Genomic DNA, 18,181 nt, shown 5'->3' on the forward strand with positions numbered 1-18,181 from the left:
GTCGGCGTCATTGAGAAAATGGACATTCATAACGAATGATCCCAGCATGACTGGGCGCAGGTTGCACGTGATTTTGGATCGCTCGGTGGCGGCCGCCTGCGGCCACTCACGTGAGATCATCCATCCATGAGCAGCGACCTGGAAGTGAGTGCTCTGGCGATCAATGTCACGATCCCGCAGGCGCTCCGCTGGACGGACATTCGGCGCGGTGAATCGTTCACACTGACCACACTCAACGTCCGGCTTCTCCCGGACGGTCACCTCGCCGCAAAGGCCTATGGCCGACCGGTCGGTGGTGGTCGGGGGGCATACGTCTCGTTCCCTGTCCCCGACAAACCCGAGCTGGCGGCCCTGATCGCCGGCGCTGCCGGCCGTGCCGGGGCGTTGTGGGCCGCCCATCGTGGTCTCGGCTGAGCTTGGTTCGACTCGAAGGCGGACGGTGGCAGTCCCGGACTTTGCCCTCGCGGCGCGGCCTGGGAGGGTAGATCTTCTTACCTGACGCGGGTGCGACTGACGGATCCTGAGCTGGAGTTCATCGGGCCGTAAACCTGTCCATCGGGCTACCTCGCGGGCCTTCACCTGCGCGCGTCGGTGATCCGGCTCAAGGACCTGATCCGGACCGCCCATTGATCACGACTCGATACGCGCCCAGGCGGTTGCTCGTTGGGTCGGCGGCCGTCCTTTCCTTGTGGAGGGGGCGGCCGCCTGTTGTCTGTGTGCCGGGGGTCAGTTGCTTTGGGCGAGGGGGATGAGGTCGGGGTTCTGGGTGGGGACGGTGGGGGTTTTGGGGGTGAGGCCGAAGGTGGTGAAGGCGGTGCGTGCGGGGAGGGGGTAGGCGTTGGTGCCGGTCAGGTCGTTGAGGATGGTGGCGCTGCGCCAGGCGGCGAGTCCGAGGTCGGGGGCGCCGACGCCGTGGGTGTGGCGTTCGGCGTTCTGTACGTAGACGTGGCCGGTGACGGTGGGGTCTAGGACGAGGCGGAACCGGTCGTCGATGCGGGGGCGTGCGGAGGTGTCGCGGTGCATGTGGGGGGCGAGCCCGGTGAGGATGCGGTCGAGGGGGCGTTCGCGGTAGCCGGTGGCGAGGACGACGGCGTCGGTGGTGAGTTGGGAGCGGGTGTTCTGCTGGGTGTGTTCGAGGTGGAGTTCGATGCGGGTGTTGGCGACGCGTCCTGCGGTGCGTACGGAGACGCCGGGGGTGAGGGTGGTGTCGGGCCAGCCGCCGTGGAGGGTGCGGCGGTAGAGCTCGTCGTGGATGGCGGCGATGGTGTCGGCGTCGATGCCTTTGTGGAGTTGCCATTGGTGGGGGACGAGTTCGTCGCGTACGGATTCGGGGAGGGCGTGGAAGTAGCGGCTGTAGTCGGGGGTGAAGTGTTCGAGGCCGAGTTTGGAGTACTCCATGGGGGCGAAGGCCTGGGTGCGGGCGAGCCAGTGGAGTTTTTCGTGGCCTGCGGGGCGGGCGCGCAGGAGGTCGAGGAAGATTTCGGCGCCTGATTGTCCGGAGCCGATGACGGTGATGTGTTCGGCGGCGAGGAGTGTTTCGCGGTGGTGGAGGTAGTCGGCGGAGTGGATGACGGGGACGGCTTCGGCTTCGGCGAGGGGTTTGAGGGGGGCGGGGATGTGTGGTTCGGTGCCGATTCCGAGGGCGATGTGGCGGGTGTGGGAGCGGCCGAGTGCTTCGGCTTCGCCGTCGGTGTCGAGTTGGGTGAAGTCGACTTCGAAGAGGCCTCGTTCGTTGTTCCAGCGGACGGCGTCGACCTGGTGGCTGAAATGGAGCCCGGGGAGGTGGTCGCTGACCCAGCGGCAGTAGGCGTCGTATTCGGCGCGTTGGATGTGGAAGCGTTCGGCGAAGTAGAAGGGGAAGAGCCGGTCGCGGGTGCGCAGGTAGTTGAGGAAGGTCCAGGGGCTCGTGGGGTCGGCGAGGGTGACGAGGTCGGCGAGGAAGGGGACTTGGAGGCTGGCTCCGTCGATGAGGAGGCCGGGGTGCCAGTGGAAGGCTGGGCGTTGTTCGTAGAAGGTGGCGGTGAGTGGGTGGGGGTTGCCGGGGATGCCGTGGGCGAGGGCGGCGAGGGAGAGGTTGAAGGGGCCGATGCCGATGCCGATGAGGTCGTGTGGCTGGTTGGTTTCGGGGGTGGGCAGGTCGGTCATCGGGGGGTGTTGCCTTCCGCGAGGTCGTTGGTGAGTTGGTTGACGAGGTCGAGGAGTGTGCGGAGGTCGTCGGGGGTGGTGTGGGGGTTGAGGAGGGTGGCTTTGAGCCAGAGGCGGTTGTCGGTGTGGGCGCGGCCGAGTACGGCGTGGCCGCGGGTGAGAAGGGTGCGGCGGATGGTGGCGACGGTGTGGTCGTCGGCGTCGGTGGGGCGGAAGAGGACGGTGCTGATGGTGGGGCGGTCGTAGAGGTCGAGGGTGGGGGTGTTGGCGATGAGGTCGGCGAGGTGGTGGGCGGTGGCGATGGTGCGGTCGATGAGGTCGGCGAGGCCGGTGCGGCCGAGGGCTTTGAGGGTGACGGCGATCTTGAGGGCGTCGGGGCGGCGGGTGGTGCGCAGGGAGCGGCCGAGGAGGTCGGGGAGGCCGGCTTCGGTGTCGTCGTCGGCGTTGAGGTAGGAGGCGCGGTGGTGGAGTGCGTCGAGGTAGGTGTGGTCGGGGACGGCGAGGATGCCTGCGGAGGCGGGTTGCCAGCCGAGTTTGTGCAGGTCGAGGGTGACGCTGTGGGCGCGGTCCAGGCCGTGGACCTTGCCTCGGTGGGTGGGGCTGAAGAGGAGGGGTCCGCCGTAGGCGGCGTCGATGTGGAGTTCGGCGCCGTGGGTGGTGCAGAGGTCGGCGATGTCGGCGAGGGGGTCGATCCGGCCGGTGTCGGTGGTGCCTGCGGTGGCGATTACGAAGAGGGCACGGTGGGGGCGGTGGTGTTCGGTGAGGGCTTCGTCGAGTGCGGCGAGGTCCATGACGCCGGTGGGGGCAGGGATGGTGACGGGTGTGGGGAGTCCGAGGAGCCAGGTGGCGCGGGTGATGCTGTGGTGGGCGTTGGCGGCGCGGATGGTCTGGACGGGGCCGTTGCGTTCGCGGGCGAGGAGCAGGGCGAGTTGGTTGGCTTCGGTGCCGCCGGTGGTGACGAGTGCGTCGGGTGAGGGGTGGTGGGGGTAGATCTCGGTGGCGAGTGCGGCGGTGGTGTCGGCTTCCAGGGCGGAGGCGGCGGGGGCCTGGTCCCAGGAGTCCATGGAGGGGTTGAGGGCGGAGGCGGCGAGGTCGGCGGCGGTGGCGAGGGCGAGGGGCGGGGTGTGGAGGTGGGCGGCGCAGAGCGGGTGTGCGGGGTCTGCGGCGCCTTCGGCGAGGGCGGTGACGAGGGTGCGCAGGGCGTCGTGGGGGTCGGTGCCGTGGTCGGGGATGACGGGGTGGGTGGTGGTGCGCGTGCGGGGGGTGACGGCGTCGGGTCCGCCTGCGGGGAGGGGGCCGTCGCGTCGGTGGGCGCCGTCGTGGAGTGCGGTGAGGACGGTGTCGATGAGGGGGCGCAGGGCGGCGGGGCCGGTGGTGGAGCCGGCGAGTGGTGGGGTGGGCATGGCGGTGGGCCCTTCGGGTGCGCGCGGGTGGGCATGGGTGGACATGCCAGCTTGTCGGGATTTTCAGGGGCGCGGCCGGAGAGCTTGGTGATCTGAACTCGAAAGGGGGATGCGGGAAGGGCGGGGGCCGTTTTCGGGGGTTCTGGTGGTATGGGTGTGGCGCCGGATATGAGTGTGCCCGGCGCCTCCCCGTGTGGTGGGGTGGCGTCGGGCACGGGTGGTGCGGGCCGGGAGGCCGGCACGGGTGGTGCGGACCGTGTGGGATCAGTGGGCGTTGCGTACGGCGAGGGTGCGGCGCAGGTCGTCGATCTGGTCGGTGAGTTTGCGGCGGAGGGCCGGGATGAGGTCCTTGTGGTTCAGGGCCTGTTCGCCGAGGTGGAGGCTTTCCTCGTCGACGGCGTACGCGGGGAATGCGTAACGGCCGGCGGCTTCGGCGATGGCGGGGCCGCGGCGGGCGGCGAGCCGGGTGGCCTCGGGGTAGTAGCGGGGCACGTAGTCCCGTACGAGGTCGGTCTGTTCGGGCTGCCAGAAGCCCTGGGCGGTGGCGGTGAAGAGGTAGTTGGAGAGGCTGTCGTCGTTGAACAGGGAGTGCCAGGCGGCGGCCTTGGCCTCGGGGGTGGGGAGGGCGGCGCGGCAGCGGGCGGCGCCTTGCTGTCCGGTGGCGCTGGGGTCGTGTTCGAGTTCGGCGGCGATGGTGGTTTCGTCGGTGGCGCCGAGGACGGCGAGGCGGGTGAGGATGCGCCAGCGCAGTTCGGGGTCGAGTTCGGGTCCGCCGGGGACGGTGCCGTTGGTGAGCCAGTCCTGGATGGTGTCGGGCTGGGTGGCGGCGTCGATGAGGTGGCGTACGGCGATGAGTCGGAGGCCGGGGTTGTGGCCGTCCTCGGTGCGGCGGATGAGGTCTCGGCACAGTGCGGTGAGGGTGGCGAGGGCGGCGGGTCGGTGCTCGGGGGTGAGGTAGTGGTCGGCGATGTGGATGTCGGCGAAGGCGAGTACGCCCTGGGCGAGGGCGAGGTCGGTCTCGTGCGGGAGGTGTGCGCGGGCCGCTTCGAGGTACGTGGTGGGGGCGAGTTCGCCGTCACGGACCATGTCTCGGGCGGCGTTCCAGACGACGGCGCGGGTCAGTGCGTCGGGGATGCCGGAGAGGTCGCGTACGGCGGTTTCCCAGGATGTGGGGTCGAGGCGGACCTTGGCGTAGCTGAGGTCGCCGTCGTTGATGACGACGAGGGCGGGGCGGCGTCCGGACAGTGCCTGGGCCGTGCCGTTGTGGGGGACGTCGATCTCGAACCGGTCGCGCGGGACGAGGCGGTCGTGGCCGAGGTGGGCGTCGGGGGTGTGGTCGTACGCGCCTACGGCGATGCGGTGGGGGCGGCTGCCGTTGTGGTCGACGGTGAGGGACCACGTACCGTCGGATTCCTCGATTCGGGGGGTGAGGGTGTCGACTCCGGTGGTGCGCAGCCAGGCGTCGGCCCAGGCGTGGACGTCGCGGTCGGTGGCCGATGCGAGGTTGTCGATGAAGTCGGCGAGGGTGGCGTTGGCGAACTTGTGGCGGGCGAAGTGGGTGTTGATGCCGGCCAGGAAGTCCTTCTCGCCGAGCCAGGCGACGAGTTGGCGCAGGGCGGATGCGCCCTTGGCGTAGGAGATGCCGTCGAAGTTGAGCATCGCGGACGCGGTGTCGGGGACGGCGGCCGGGTCGGGGGCGACGGGGTGGGTGGAGGGGCGCTGGTCGGCGTCGTATCCCCAGCCCTTGCGGGCGACGCCGAAGTCGACCCAGGTGCCGGTGAAGCGGGTGGCTTCGGCGAGGGTCTGGTAGCCCATGTACTCGGCGAAGGACTCGTTGAGCCAGATGTCGTCCCACCAGGCGAGGGTGACGAGGTCGCCGAACCACATGTGGGCCATTTCGTGGGCGATGACCATGCCGCGGGTCTGGCGTTCGGTGTCGGTGACGGCGGAGCGGTAGATGAACTCGTCGCGGAAGGTGACGAGTCCGGGGTTCTCCATGGCGCCGGCGTTGAACTCGGGTACGAAGGCCTGGTCGTAGGAGTCGAAGGGATAGGGCTCGTCGAACTTCTCGTGGAAGCGGTCGAAGCAGGCGCGGGTGATGTCGAGGATTTCCTCGGCGTCCGTGTCGAGGTACGGGGCGAGCGAGCGGCGGCAGTGGACGCCGAAGGGCAGTCCGGCGTGTTCGGTGGTCACGGAGTGCCAGGGGCCCGCGGCGACGGCGACGAGGTAGGTGGAGATCGGCGGGGTCGCGGCCAGGGTCCAGCGCCCGTCGCCCCGGTGCTCGGCGATGCCGTTGCCGAGGACGGTCCAGCCGTCGGGGGCGGTGACGGTGAGCTCGAAGACGGACTTGAGGTCGGGCTGGTCGAAGGCGGCGAAGACGCGTTGGACGTCCTCCATGAACAGCTGGGTGTAGACGTACGTTTCGCCGTCGGTCGGGTCGGTGAAGCGGTGCATGCCTTCGCCGGTGCGGGAGTAGCGCATGGCGGCGTCGATGCGCAGTTCGTGGGCGCCTGCGGTGAGTGCGGTGAGCGGGAAGCGGTTCTCGGTGAGGTCTGCGGGGTCGAGGGGCTGTCCGTCGAGGCTGATCGAGCGCAGGGTGGCCGGCTTGAGCTCGACGAACGTGTCTCCGGCCGTGGCTGCGGTGAACCGGATGACGGTACGGGAGTCGAAGGTTTCCTCCCCTCCGGTCAGATCGAGGTCGATCAGGTACCGGTGTACGTCGAGGAACTGGGCTCGGGTCTGCGCTTCGTCGCGCGTCAGTACGGACATGCGTCCATGCTGCCGTACGGGGTGGGCGGGGCGCAGGCGGGTTCTCCCATGGCTGATTGCAGCCTGGTGGGCGGGGTCGGGCGGGGGGCCCGGGCCCCACTCGCCTCGATGGAGCCCTGTCCCCCCTGTGCGGTGGTCGGTCGAGCCCTGCGCAACCGTACGGACGACTGCCGCGTCCCGGGTTGCGACAGGCGCTGCGGGCCGGCGCCGGACGGGAGTATCGGGATAAATGGGGCGGATGGTGTCCGATGCGGTGAAGGGGGCGTCGGGGTCGGGTGTCGGTCGCTCGTGTGCTGCGGGACGTCGACGGGTCGTGGGGGTCGCGCCGTGGGGTCTGGCGGCGGGGGCGGTTGCCTGGTGTCTTGCGGGGAGTTGGCGCGCCACGCACACGCAGAACTATCCCTGGAACGTCTGGATTCCGATCGGATACGGGGCGGTCAAGGGCGTGTTCCTGGGGCTGCTGGCCGGTTGGTGCGCCGTCGTGGGTCTTCGGGTCGCCCGGGCGGCTTGGCGAGGGCAGGACACCGGGGCGGCGCGTTTCGCGGGCCCGGTCTTCGTCGGCGGCCTGCTGGGCGGGCTCGTACCGGGGACGCTCCGGGACTTCCTGGGTGCGCCGCAGCCTCAAACCCTGTACTACTTCGACGGGCCGAGGCCCGAATCGCAGTGGTACTGGCGGCCGTTGCTGTCCGAGTGGCTGACGTACACGGTGCTGCCGGCGCTGGGCTGTGCGGTGCTGCTGACCGTGGGTGCGCTGGTGTCCCTCCGGTCCTCGCGCCGCGAGGGCATCGGCTGGGCGGTGCCGGCCCTGGTGGGGGCGGGCCTGCTGGTCCTCCCCCATTACGCGGCCGCCGGACTGCCCGCGCCGGAGGGCAACGGTGATCATGTCAACGAGTCGGCCTCGGCCGGGCTCGTCGTCCTGGCCACGGGGATCGGGTTGCTGGTAAGTGCCTGGGCGGTGTGGTCGAGGCGCAGGCGGTCGGTCCGGCGGGCCGGCCCGCTTCCGTCGCGTTCGGCGGACGGGCCGGCCTCGGCCGGATGAGAAACGGGCCTGGACGTTGCGTCCTCGACCGGACGAGGAGCGGCGCCTGGACGCTGCGCCTTCGGCCGACGAGAGGAGGAGCACGACGGCCGCCGGATCTCCGGTGCTCAGGCCTCCCCGTTCGAGGCCGATTCGTCCGCGATCCGCTCGTGGTGGCGGATGACCTCCGCCACGATGAAGTTCAGCAGCTTCTCCGCGAAGGCCGGGTCCAGGTGCGCGCTCTCCGCCAGCTGCCTCAGCCGGGCGATCTGCCGACTCTCGCGGGCCGGGTCGGCCGGAGGAAGCTGGTGGGCGGCCTTGAGGTGGCCGACCTGCTGGGTGCACTTGAAGCGCTCGGCGAGCATATGGACGACGGCGGCGTCGATGTTGTCGATGCTCTCGCGCAGCCGGTTCAGTTCCGCGCTCACGGACTCGTCGATGTCCCTCGTGGTCATGGTCACCGAGCTTACGGCCTGTCGGCGAGGAGCGGGTCGCTCAGAGGGCCGGGCCCAGCGGGGTGATCGTCGGTGGGTGATCGGGGTCCGGGACCTGGTCGCTCCAGCCGCCCGGGACGTTGCGGCCCTGCTGTTCGCGGAACCGGACCGGGGCGGTGCCGACCCGGCGGGCGAAGAGGCGGGAGAAGTACGCCGGGTCGTCGTAGCCGACGCGTCGGGCGACCGCGGCGACCGGCAGGTCGCCGGCGGCGAGGAGTTCCTTGGCGCGGCCGAGCCGGATGCCGAGGAGGTAGTCCTTCGGGCTGCAGCCCGCGCCCCGCCGTACCACCGTGCGCAGTTCGGCGGGTGTCATGCCGTGCCGGGCCGCGTGCTCGGCGACGGACAGCGGCTGGAAGGCGTCGCGGGCGAGGGCCTGGAGGACCGGGTCGCCGTCCGGGCTGACATCGGCGCGGGCCCGGCGCAGGGCGACGAGGAGTTCGTGGACGGCGGCGCCGGTCTCCACCTCCAGCAGCGGGTTGCCGCGCCGGGCCGCCCGCACCATCCGCCCCACCGCGGCTCGGGGGCCCGCCGTGTCGGCGAGCGGGACGAGCGGGCGGTCGGGCTCGATGTAGCCGAGTTCGGTGTACGTGGCGGTGGCGGGGCCGGTGAAGTCGACGAAGCTCTCGTCCCAGCCGGTGCCGGGGTCGGCGCCGTAGTGGTGCGGGGTACCGGGGGTCAGCCAGATCAGGCTGGGGGCGACGACGGGGACCCGGCGGCCGTCCGTGCCACTGAACCAGCCGCTGCCGGAGTTGATGACGACGGCCACGTGGTGGTCCAGGGTGCGCGGACCGACCGTCGGCAGTGCGCCGTGTTGCAGTCCCACGCCCAGGCAGACCAGGCCCAGCCGGTGGTGGAGCGGGCTGGGAGTGAAGAAGCGCATCCAGGTGTGGTACATCGGCCTTCCGTCCTCCCCTTTCATCGCGTTGGTCCGAACAATTGTGTCCAAACAGCAGTGATCTTTGTCCATGGACCGGCCGCACGCCAGGGGGCGAAGGTTGGTTGCAACATTCCTCCCGGGTTCGCCCGCTCCGTGGTGCGTGCCGTCGTGCGACCCGGGGCAGCGCGGCTCCGGGGGACCGCACGCACAGGAGAGTACGAGCACGATGGCTGACTTCACCGTGGGGGACGACCACTTCCGGCTCGACGGGAAGCCCGTACGGCTGCTCTCGGGAGCCCTGCACTACTTCCGGGTCCACGAGGCGCAGTGGGACCACCGGCTGTCGATGCTGCGCGCCATGGGCCTCAACTGCGTCGAGACGTATGTTCCGTGGAATCTCCATGAGCCGCGGCCCGGCCGGTTCCGGGACGTGGCGGCGCTGGGCCGGTTCCTGGACGCGGCCCAGCGGGCCGGGCTGTGGGCGATCGTCCGCCCGGGCCCGTACATCTGTGCCGAATGGGAGAACGGTGGTCTGCCGGCCTGGGTGACGGGGCGGTTCGGGCGGCGGGTGCGGACCCGTGACGAGGAGTACCTGGGTGCCGTGGAGCGGTGGTTCACGGCGCTGCTGCCGCAGGTGGTGCAGCGGCAGATCGGGCGCGGCGGCCCGGTGATCATGGTCCAGGCGGAGAACGAGTACGGGAGCTACGGCACCGATCAGGTCTATCTCCGGCGGGTGGCCGGGATGCTGCGGGAGCTCGGGGTCACGGTGCCGCTGTTCACCTCCGACGGGCCGGAGGACCACATGCTCACGGGCGGTTCCGTGCCGGGGCTGCTCGCCACGGCGAACTTCGGGTCGGGTGCGCGGGAGGCGTTCGAGGTGCTGCGCCGCCATCAGCCGAAGGGGCCGCTGATGTGCATGGAGTTCTGGTGCGGGTGGTTCGAGCACTGGGGTGCCGAGCCGGTCGTACACGACCCGGAGCGGGCCGCCGACGCGCTGCGGGAGATCCTGGAGTGCGGGGCCTCGGTGAACATCTACATGGCGCACGGGGGCACGAATTTCGCCGGGTGGGCGGGTGCCAACCGGTCCGGTCCGCTGCAGGACCAGGACTTTCTGCCGACGGTGACGTCGTACGACTACGACGCGCCGATCGACGAGTACGGCCGCCCCACGGAGAAGTTCCGGCGGTTCCGCAAGGTGCTCGCCGAGTACGCGGACGGGCCGCTTCCGGAGCTTCCGCCCGAGCCCACGGGCCTTGCCGCTCCGGTACGGGCGGAGCTGACCAACTGGGCTCCGCTGACCGCCGTACTGGAGGCGCTGGGCGATGAGGAATCGACGCCGTCCGGCGTTCCGCCGACCTTCGAGGAGCTGGGGGTCGACCGGGGCCTGGTGCGCTATCAGGTCGCTGTCCCGGGTCCGCGCCGCCCGTACACCCTGGGTGTGGCGGGGCTCCGGGACCGGGCCGTGGTGTACGTGGACGGTGTCCGCGAGGGCGTGCTGAGCGACGAGAACGGCACCCTGGACGAGCCGGTGGCCGGGCCTGCGGAGGTCGAACTGTGGGTGGAGTCCCTGGGCCGCGTCAACTACGGGCCGCGGCTCGGTGAGCCCAAGGGGATCACGGGCGGGGTGCTGCATGAACGGCAGTTCCTGCACGGTGTACGGGCCCGGGGGCTGCGGCTGGAGGCGTTCGAGGAGCCGGACGCGCTGGCCGGGGTGGCTTTCGGGAGCGTCGCGGGGGCCGGGCGTACGGGGCTGTTCCGGGGGGAGTTCGAGGTCGCGGGGGTGGGCGGCACCGGGCATGCCGGGCTGGAACTGCCCGGCTGGACGCGGGGGTTCGTGTGGGTGAACGGTTTCTGCCTGGGGCGCTACTGGTCGGCGGGGCCGCAGCGGACGCTGTACGTGCCGGGGCCGGTGCTGCGGGAGGGCGCCAACGAGGTGTGGGTGCTGGAACTGGAGGACGCGGGCGCACCGTATGCCGAGCTGGGCCCGGGGGTGCCCGTCCGGACGGGCACCCCCGGGGATGTTCAGGTGTGAGTCAGCCACCGGCCGTGACAGGAGCCGGGCCCGGGACCGGGGTCAGAGCGTCGCCGCCGCGGAGGCGATGGCGGCGGCGAACGTCGAGACGCTCACGCGGCCCACAAGCTTCACTTTTCGGCCAAGATCATCCGTTCCGGCTACAGTGGAGGCCGGTTCGAGCGTCGCGGAGGGGGTGGGGTCGTGACGGACAGCAGCCGGGGGAACGACCAGGGGGCCGGCCGGAACAGCGGTCAGGGCAACGGCCGGGGCGGCGGTCCGGTGGTCCACGGCTTCCCCCACCTCGACACCGTCCGGTCCGCGATCACGGCGCTGTACCGGAGGCTGTCGTACGACGGTGTCCGCGGCTACGCCACGAGCCTGGCCCCCGCCGACGCCGCCTTCTCCGACCAGGACGATCTGCACCTCGGCGCCCAGCGGGTGGCGCGCGCCATCGTCCAGCACCTGCATCTGCCGGACGCGCGGATGATCGTCGGCTTCCGGACGATGGAACACGCCGCCGATGTCGAACTCGCCGCGGGGCCCGAGTACTTCATCGAACTCAACGACCGCTTCCGCACCCATCGCAGGGACATCGGCGCCGCGCTCTCGCACGAGGTCATGCACGTGCTGCTGCACCGCCTCGGCCTGGAGTTCCCCGGTACGCGCGACAACGAGATCCTCACCGATACGGCGACGACGTACCTGGGCGCGGGCTGGCTGCTGCTGGACGCGTTCCGCGAGGACGCCGTCTCCAGCCAGAAACTCGGCTATCTCACCCCGGAGGAGTTCGGATACGTCCTCGCCAAGCGGGCGTTCGCCTTCGACGAGGACCCCTCCCCGTGGTTCACGAGCCCGCAGGCGTACACGGCCTACACGAAGGGCCGCGCTCAGGCCCTCCACGACACCCGGCAGCCGCCCCTCACGGCCGCGGGCTGGGCGGCCCGTCACCGCTACGCCAAGGACCGGCGGCACGCCCAGGACCACCCGGCCGCGGGGGCGGCCCCGGGCGCCGACGCCCGGTACGCCTTCGAGAACGGCCCACAAGGACTGCGGGTCTCCTTCGCCTGCCCCACCTGCCACCAGCGCATCCGTGTTCCGGTGCGAGGCCGGGTTCGGGCCCGGTGCGGGCTGTGCCGGACGGTCCTGGACTGCACCACCTGAAGCAAAACCGGGGGCTCCGCCCCGGAGCGGGCCGTCCGGCGGCCGAGGACGGAGCGGTGACCGGACGCGGCCCGCCCGGTCACCGCACGCGTTCCGCGGCGCTACGCGGCCCTGCGGCCACGCCCTGCCGCCGCACCACCGCGTCCGGCCCCGGAACGCCCGGCACCACGTGCCTCACCGCCGCCACGGCCACCGGCACCCGCACCGCCGCCACGGGAAGAACCGCCGGCGCCCCGGCCCTCGGCGCCGCCGCTCTGGCCGGCACCACCGCGCCGGCCCCGGCCGCGGCTGCCCGAGCGGAAGCCGGAGCCTCCGGCCGCCGCCCCGCCCGACCGGGTACGCGGCTTCGGCTGGGTCGGCTGCGGGACCTCGATGACGATCGCGACGCCGGACGGCTCACGGGCTCCGGTGATCCGGGTGAGCTCCTCGTCGCTGGACTTGATCCGGGTGGTCCGCGGGGCGATGCCCGCATCGGCCATCAGCCGGGTCATCTCCCGCTTCTCCTCGGGCAGCACCAGGGTGACGACGCTGCCGGACTCCCCGGCACGCGCCGTGCGCCCGCCGCGGTGGAGGTAGTCCTTGTGATCGGTCGGCGGGTCCACGTTCACGACCAGGTCGAGGTCGTCGACGTGGATGCCACGCGCCGCCACGTTCGTCGCCACGAGCGCGGTGACCTGGCCGTTCTTGAACTGGTCCAGCGTCCGGTTGCGCTGCGGCTGCGAGCGCCCGCCGTGCAGGGCGGCGGCGCGCACACCGCTGGCCAGCAGCCGCTTGGCGAAGCGGTCGGCTCCGCGCTTGGTGTCCACGAACATGATCACCCGGCCGTCACGGGCGGCGATCCGGGTGGCGACGGCCTTCTTGTCGGTCTCGTCGGCCACGTGCAGCACATGGTGCTCCATGGTGGTGACCGCGCCCGCGGACGGGTCGACCGAGTGCACGACGGGGTCCGTCAGGAACATCTTGACCAGGCGGTCGATGTTCTTGTCGAGCGTCGCGGAGAACAGCATCCGCTGACCGTCCGGCTCGACCTGCTTGAGCAGGGCGACGACCTGCGGCATGAAGCCCATGTCGGCCATCTGGTCGGCCTCGTCGAGGACGGTGATGGCGACCTGGTCGAGGCGGCAGTCGCCACGCTCGATGAGGTCCTTCAGCCGGCCGGGAGTGGCGACGAGCACCTCGGCGCCGCGGCGCAGCGTGCCGGACTGCTTGCTGATCGACATGCCGCCGACGACGGTGGCCAGGCGCAGGTTCACCGAGGTCGCGTACGGCGTCAGCGCGTCGGTGACCTGCTGGGCGAGCTCGCGGGTCGGCACGAGGACGAGCGCGAGCGGTGCGCGCGGCTCGGCGCGCCGCCCGCCGGTACGGGCCAGCAGCGCGAGGCCGAAGGCAAGGGTCTTGCCGGAGCCGGTACGGCCGCGGCCGAGGATGTCCCGGCCGGCGAGCGAGTTCGGCAGGGTGGCGCCCTGGATCGGGAACGGATCGGTGACGCCCTGCGCGGCAAGGGTCTTCAGCAGGGCTGCGGGCATGTCCAGCTCGGCGAACGCCTCGACGGCGGGCAGTGCGGGGGTCATGGTTTCGGGCAGGGCGAATTCGCCCTGCGGCGGCGTGGCCCTGCGACGGGGCGACGCCTTGCCGGATCCCTTGCCGGAACCCTTAGCGGTTGCCTTTGCCAGGGCCGTGCCGCGCCCCCTCGACGGGCGGTTGCGGGCGGGTCGGTCCTGGCGTTCGGAGCGGGTCATACGGAATTGCCCTCCTGGGGGATTCCTGGGGATTCCTAGGGATTCCTGGGAACTGCTTGGGACTGCTGAGGAGTGCTGGGGACCTCCGCGGGACGGGCGGTGCTTCTTCGCCCTGCCCTGCGGACAGCACAAGCCGGGACCCGCACCTTCACGGTGCGGGCCCCGGCTGCGAGGTACGCGTCCGGCAATTAGGCCGGGACGATGTTCTCCGCCTGCGGGCCCTTCTGGCCCTGCGTGACGTCGAAGGAGACCTTCTGGCCCTCCTGGAGCTCACGGAAGCCCGAGGTGGCGATGTTGGAGTAGTGGGCGAAGACGTCGGCGCCGCCGCCGTCCTGCTCGATGAAGCCGAAGCCCTTTTCCGAGTTGAACCACTTCACGGTTCCAGTAGCCATGTCATTCTCCTAAAAGAGGTGCAGTGCCGGAAATCCGCACTTTACGAATTCCAAGTCGCCGCATTGAGCCCCATCCGGAGAAAGCCGGAAAACAATAATGCGCCTGAGGAAGCATTCCCGTCAGGCGCACATAATGTTCATGGGTACCAAAACTGCAACACGGCAACCGTAGCACGATCTGTCGGCCGGCGGTGGAACACGCCGCGCCGCCGGTCGGCAGATTTTTTGCCCGGACCCATGGGGCAACTGGCCGGGAGCGGGCTCGACACGCCGCCGAAAACTTTCCCGCAGCAGGTGCCGGAGCGGCTGGGCGACCTCGGCCTGCAGGCCTGAGCGGCCGCCGGTTCGGGCTCCGACTCGTACGGCGTCGTCGTCATCATTTCTGTACCGGTTACGCCGAGCGGGTGACCCGGAGCGATCGCGTCACGGTTGACGTCGGCCTTGTCCGGGGAGCGTGCCGCTGCCGCTGCTTCTCGTGGGTCAGGTGCCCAGGGCGATGCCGTCCAGGACCATCGAGAGGTACTGGCGGGCGATCTCCTCGGGGCTGTGGTGTCCGCCGGGCCGGTACCAGGATGCCGCGACCCAGACGGTGTCGCGGACGAAGCGGTAGGTCAGGCGAATGTCGAGGTCGGCGCGGAAGGTCCGGTCGGCGACGCCGCGTTCCAGCGTGCCGAGCCAGGCCTTCTCGAACTTCTGCTGGGAGTCGGCGAGGTACTGGAAGCGCGGCTGGGTGGCCAGGTGCTTGGACTCCTTCTGGTAGATGGCGACGGCGGCGCGGTGCCGGTCGATCTCCCGGAAGGACTCGGTGACGAGCGCCTCGATGGTCTCCCGGGGGCCGAGTCCGGCGGCGAGCACCGCGTCGTACCCCTCCCAGAGTTCGGCGAGGAAGGTCGAGAGGATCTCGTCGATCATCGATTCCTTGGAATCGAAGTGGTAGTAGAGGCTGCCCGCGAGCATCCCGGCCGCGTCCGCGATCTTGCGGACGGTGGTGGCGTTGTATCCCTGCGCGGCGAACACCTCGGCGGCGGTGTCGAGCAGTTCGCGGCGACGCTCGGGCGCAGGGGTCACCTGGGGCTTCTTCTTGTTAGGCACTCGCCCATTCTCCGCCCGCCGGGACACCTCCTCGGACACCCGCCCGGTCGGGCCGGCGCCCGAGGAGGCGGAGGTCAGATTTCGTACGGGGCGCTGTCGTCCCCGGTCCGGCGAATCGTGCGCAGGGGCTTTCCGGGCCGCCATACCTGGACCACCAGCTCATCGGAGTCCAGCGTCGTACGGACCACCTCCTGGAGTTCCGCGCGGAAGAGGTGGAACGGCTCCGGCGGCTTCACCTCCTCGGTGAAGCGGGCCAGGATCCCGGGGTCCGTCTCCTCCACCGCGCGGCCGGAGACCCGGACGTCGCCGTCGAGCATCTCGGCGTCCGGTCCCGGATTGGCCTGCACCGCGAACCGCGGATCGCGCAGCAGGTCCAGCGCCTTGCGCGAGTTCGGCATCATGCCGAGCCACAGCTCACCGAAGAGGACGTACACCTCCAGGCCGGTCACCCGCGGCGATCCGTCCTTGCGCAGGGTCGCCAGGACCTGGTGCTTGTACTGCCCGAAACGGGCCTGGACGGTGTCGGCGAAGGCCGGCTGTGCGGACTGGAACTCTTTCCAGGAACTCGATGTCATGAGGCCATGGAACCCTGGAATCCCGACATCCCCTGTCCGGAATTCCGCTCGGCCCGACGGCTCGTCCGCCCGAAGCCTCATCCTCTCGACAGGGTGACCATCAGCGCCCACCCTTGAGTCCGGAGCACTCCCGGCGACTCCCCTTGCGCCAACAACGCGTCGTAGCGGTCGAGTTCGACGTCCCGGCCGTCGAGCACCGCACCGTCCTCCAGCGCGACGGCCAGGACCGCGCCGCCCGGCGGCACCGACAGCCGGACGGTGCCGCGTACCACCGCGACCTCCGCGCTCGTACGCTCCCTGCGGTACATCACGTTGAAGTTCACGACCGGGCCGCCGAGCAGCCGGCCGTACGTCTCCAGGTCGCCGGGGAAGTCGTGCGGCCAGTACGGCTCGTCGACGATGTGGTGCTCGCCGCCCACCATCAGGTCCATCCCGGCACCCTCGACCACGGTCAGCGTGCGGTCGACGCCGGGGAACGAGGAGAACGGCCCGTCCGCGGACACGTCGGCCAGGCTGACCCGCCAGTCGAAGGCGTCCAGCGGCGCACCCTCGGGGTACGCCGCGATCTCCCGGGTGACTCCTCCGCCGTTCTTCCAGGGCGTGGCCGTCCGGTCGGCCGCCCGCAGCACCCGGGCCGTCACTTGACGATCCCCTGCGCCCGGGCCGCGGCCAGCCACTGCGGGAATTCGGCGACCAGCCGGTCGTACAGCTCGGCGTCCGGGACCTTGCACGGGTCGGATCCGGCGTGGAAGAAGCCGGCATTGTCGACGGGGCGCTTGGCCGGTACGGCAAGTTCGTCGAGCTTGTGCAGGAAGTCGAACTGCGTACTGCGCTTGTTGCCGAAGCCGACGAACTGCCAGAAGAGCGGCAGTTTGGCCGCCTTGCACAGATAGCGTTCCGCCGCGTGCTTGCTGACCGGGCCACCGTCGGTCTGGAAGACGACGAGTGCGGGGGCGGTCGAGCCGCTGTCGAGGTAGTGGTCGATGACCGCGTCCATGGCCAGGTGGTAGCTGGTCTTCCCCATGTGTCCGAGGCCCGCCACGATCGCCTCCACCCGGCCGCGGTGGTTGTCCAGGGCGATGTCGGTGACGGCGTCGATGCCGGTGGAGAAGAAGACGACGGGTACCCGGCCGTCGTCGTCCAGATGCGCCGAGAGGCCAAGCACCCGGTCCGCCAGGGCCTGGACGCTGCCGTCCTTGTAGTACTCCTTCATCGAGCCGGAGTAGTCGAGCACCAGGTAGACCGCGGCCCGTTCGCCGCTCATGCCGCACTTCGTCAACGACACCGACGCGCTCTTGTAGAGGCTGACCAGCGCGGGGGCGGTCTCCTCGATCTTGCGGAGGCTGACGGCCGGACCTGCTGTGGCGGACGAGCCGGTCATGCGCGTTCTCCGATCCCCGACGTGTCAGAACACTGAGAACACCGAGCGTAAGGCACCCGGATATGTCCCGGCCGGCAGCGTTCGCTATCTTGATCGCCGCCGTCCCCACCGGCCGCTCGTGTCTGCCCACCATGAAGGAGCCTGCCGTGGAGGCCGCGGTCACCACCTGTTATCGCCATCCGTCGTACGAGACGTATGTGAGCTGCACGCGCTGCGAACGCTTCATCTGCCCGGACTGCATGCGTGAGGCCGCCGTAGGCCACCACTGCGTGGAGTGCGTGAAGGAGGGGCAGCGCTCGGTCCGGCAGGCGCGCACGGTGTTCGGCGGTGCGGTGCCAAGGAGCGCGGTGCCGCTCGTCACGTACGTGCTGATGGGCCTCAACATCCTGGCGTATCTGGGCGAGCTGGTCCGTCCGGGGATCGTCGACCGGTTCGCGATGCTCGGGGCGGGTCTGAACGGCCCGGACGGCGCCCAGTACGTGTACGCGGCCGGGGACTTCCCCGGCTTCGATGTGATCGGTGTGGTGGGCGGCGAGTGGTACCGGCTGCTGACCGGGGCCTTCCTGCATCTCCCGCCGGACGAATCGTCCTTCGGCTCGCTGCCGTTCGGGGTACTGCACATCCTCTTCAACATGTACACGCTGTGGAATCTGGGCCGCGTCGTCGAGGAACAGCTCGGCCGGGCCCGTTATCTCGCGCTGTATCTGCTGTCCGCGCTGGGCGGTTCGGTCCTGGTGTATCTGATCGCGCCGTTCGACAGCACGGTGGGCGCCTCGGGTGCGATCTTCGGTCTCGGCGCGGCGTTCTACGTCATCAACCGGCGCCTGGGCCGCGACATGCAGGCGGTGAACCGGTTCATGGCCGGGTTCCTGATCTGGATGCTGGTCTCGGCCGGATTCACCTCGTGGCAGGGCCACTTGGGCGGGCTGCTGACGGGCGCCGTCGTCACGGTCGCATACGCCTACGCCCCGGCGAAGCGGCGTACGGCGATCCAGGCGGCCTCGGGTGTGGTGCTGCTCGCCGTGCTGGTGCTGCTGGTGGTGCTCAAGACGTCCGCGCTGACGGGGTGAGCGGTCCGCCCGCTCCAAAAAGCGCCACGGCGCCTGCCGAGATCGTCCGGT

Annotated in this window: 16 protein-coding genes; 5 read left to right on the forward strand and 11 right to left on the reverse strand. The window is 70.6% G+C overall.

Features of this window, described 5'->3' with window-relative positions:
* Positions 1-126 precede the first annotated feature (126 nt).
* The gene (locus ACZ7L9_RS01125; RefSeq protein ID WP_471411361.1) at positions 127-414 is read left to right on the forward strand and encodes a hypothetical protein; all 288 of its coding nucleotides are present in this window, start codon (positions 127-129) and stop codon (positions 412-414) included.
* Between the two features lie 312 nt (positions 415-726).
* On the opposite strand, the gene ACZ7L9_RS01130 is transcribed toward ACZ7L9_RS01125, so the two are convergent.
* From ACZ7L9_RS01130 to pepN, 3 genes are all read right to left on the reverse strand, one after another.
* Complete coding sequence (locus ACZ7L9_RS01130; protein WP_471411363.1) at positions 727-2,145, reverse strand: lysine N(6)-hydroxylase/L-ornithine N(5)-oxygenase family protein; 1,419 nt, start codon at positions 2,143-2,145, stop codon at positions 727-729.
* The gene (locus tag ACZ7L9_RS01135) at positions 2,142-3,548 is read right to left on the reverse strand and encodes a pyridoxal phosphate-dependent decarboxylase family protein (RefSeq protein WP_471411364.1); all 1,407 of its coding nucleotides are present in this window, start codon (positions 3,546-3,548) and stop codon (positions 2,142-2,144) included. Before ACZ7L9_RS01135 ends, ACZ7L9_RS01130 begins: the two co-directional genes overlap by 4 nt.
* A 264-nt stretch (positions 3,549-3,812) precedes the next feature.
* Positions 3,813-6,317 (reverse strand): aminopeptidase N, encoded by a 2,505-nt coding sequence (gene pepN, locus ACZ7L9_RS01140; protein ID WP_471411366.1) that lies wholly within the window; start codon positions 6,315-6,317, stop codon positions 3,813-3,815.
* A 313-nt stretch (positions 6,318-6,630) separates the two neighbouring features.
* On the opposite strand from pepN, the gene ACZ7L9_RS01145 reads away from it, so the two are divergent.
* Entirely contained in the window at positions 6,631-7,356 is a 726-nt protein-coding gene (locus ACZ7L9_RS01145; RefSeq protein WP_471411368.1) for a hypothetical protein, read from the forward strand.
* Between the two features lie 107 nt (positions 7,357-7,463).
* Here the strand turns inward: ACZ7L9_RS01145 and ACZ7L9_RS01150 are convergent, their stop codons facing one another.
* Positions 7,464-7,790, reverse strand: a complete 327-nt coding sequence (locus tag ACZ7L9_RS01150) for a chorismate mutase (protein WP_471411370.1) — start codon at positions 7,788-7,790, stop codon at positions 7,464-7,466.
* 40 nt (positions 7,791-7,830) lie between these two features.
* Positions 7,831-8,724, reverse strand: coding sequence for a helix-turn-helix domain-containing protein (locus tag ACZ7L9_RS01155; protein ID WP_471411371.1), 894 nt, complete (start codon positions 8,722-8,724; stop codon positions 7,831-7,833).
* Between the two features lie 208 nt (positions 8,725-8,932).
* Between ACZ7L9_RS01155 and ACZ7L9_RS01160 the strand changes: the two genes are divergently transcribed.
* Together ACZ7L9_RS01160 and ACZ7L9_RS01165 are read left to right on the forward strand one after the other, a co-directional pair.
* Entirely contained in the window at positions 8,933-10,738 is a 1,806-nt protein-coding gene (locus ACZ7L9_RS01160; protein WP_471411373.1) for a glycoside hydrolase family 35 protein, read from the forward strand.
* Between the two features lie 261 nt (positions 10,739-10,999).
* Complete coding sequence (locus ACZ7L9_RS01165; protein ID WP_471412726.1) at positions 11,000-11,881, forward strand: hypothetical protein; 882 nt, start codon at positions 11,000-11,002, stop codon at positions 11,879-11,881.
* A gap of 101 nt (positions 11,882-11,982) precedes the next feature.
* On the opposite strand, the gene ACZ7L9_RS01170 is transcribed toward ACZ7L9_RS01165, so the two are convergent.
* From ACZ7L9_RS01170 to ACZ7L9_RS01195, 6 genes are all read right to left on the reverse strand, one after another.
* Entirely contained in the window at positions 11,983-13,620 is a 1,638-nt protein-coding gene (locus ACZ7L9_RS01170) for a DEAD/DEAH box helicase (protein WP_471411375.1), read from the reverse strand.
* A 188-nt stretch (positions 13,621-13,808) separates the two neighbouring features.
* Positions 13,809-14,012, reverse strand: coding sequence for a cold-shock protein (locus tag ACZ7L9_RS01175; protein WP_003969786.1), 204 nt, complete (start codon positions 14,010-14,012; stop codon positions 13,809-13,811).
* A 480-nt stretch (positions 14,013-14,492) separates the two neighbouring features.
* Positions 14,493-15,104 (reverse strand): TetR/AcrR family transcriptional regulator, encoded by a 612-nt coding sequence (locus ACZ7L9_RS01180; protein WP_471411377.1) that lies wholly within the window; start codon positions 15,102-15,104, stop codon positions 14,493-14,495.
* A gap of 74 nt (positions 15,105-15,178) precedes the next feature.
* Positions 15,179-15,679, reverse strand: coding sequence for a pyridoxamine 5'-phosphate oxidase family protein (locus ACZ7L9_RS01185; protein WP_471411379.1), 501 nt, complete (start codon positions 15,677-15,679; stop codon positions 15,179-15,181).
* Between the two features lie 77 nt (positions 15,680-15,756).
* Positions 15,757-16,320: a HutD/Ves family protein gene (locus ACZ7L9_RS01190; protein WP_471411381.1), complete on the reverse strand. Its 564-nt coding sequence runs from the start codon at positions 16,318-16,320 to the stop codon at positions 15,757-15,759.
* Positions 16,317-17,060: a vWA domain-containing protein gene (locus ACZ7L9_RS01195; RefSeq protein WP_471411383.1), complete on the reverse strand. Its 744-nt coding sequence runs from the start codon at positions 17,058-17,060 to the stop codon at positions 16,317-16,319. Before ACZ7L9_RS01195 ends, ACZ7L9_RS01190 begins: the two co-directional genes overlap by 4 nt.
* A 146-nt stretch (positions 17,061-17,206) precedes the next feature.
* Between ACZ7L9_RS01195 and ACZ7L9_RS01200 the strand changes: the two genes are divergently transcribed.
* The gene (locus ACZ7L9_RS01200; protein WP_471411385.1) at positions 17,207-18,130 is read left to right on the forward strand and encodes a rhomboid family intramembrane serine protease; all 924 of its coding nucleotides are present in this window, start codon (positions 17,207-17,209) and stop codon (positions 18,128-18,130) included.
* Positions 18,131-18,181 lie beyond the last annotated feature (51 nt).

This window comes from Streptomyces sp. NPDC111516 (genome assembly GCF_055635345.1).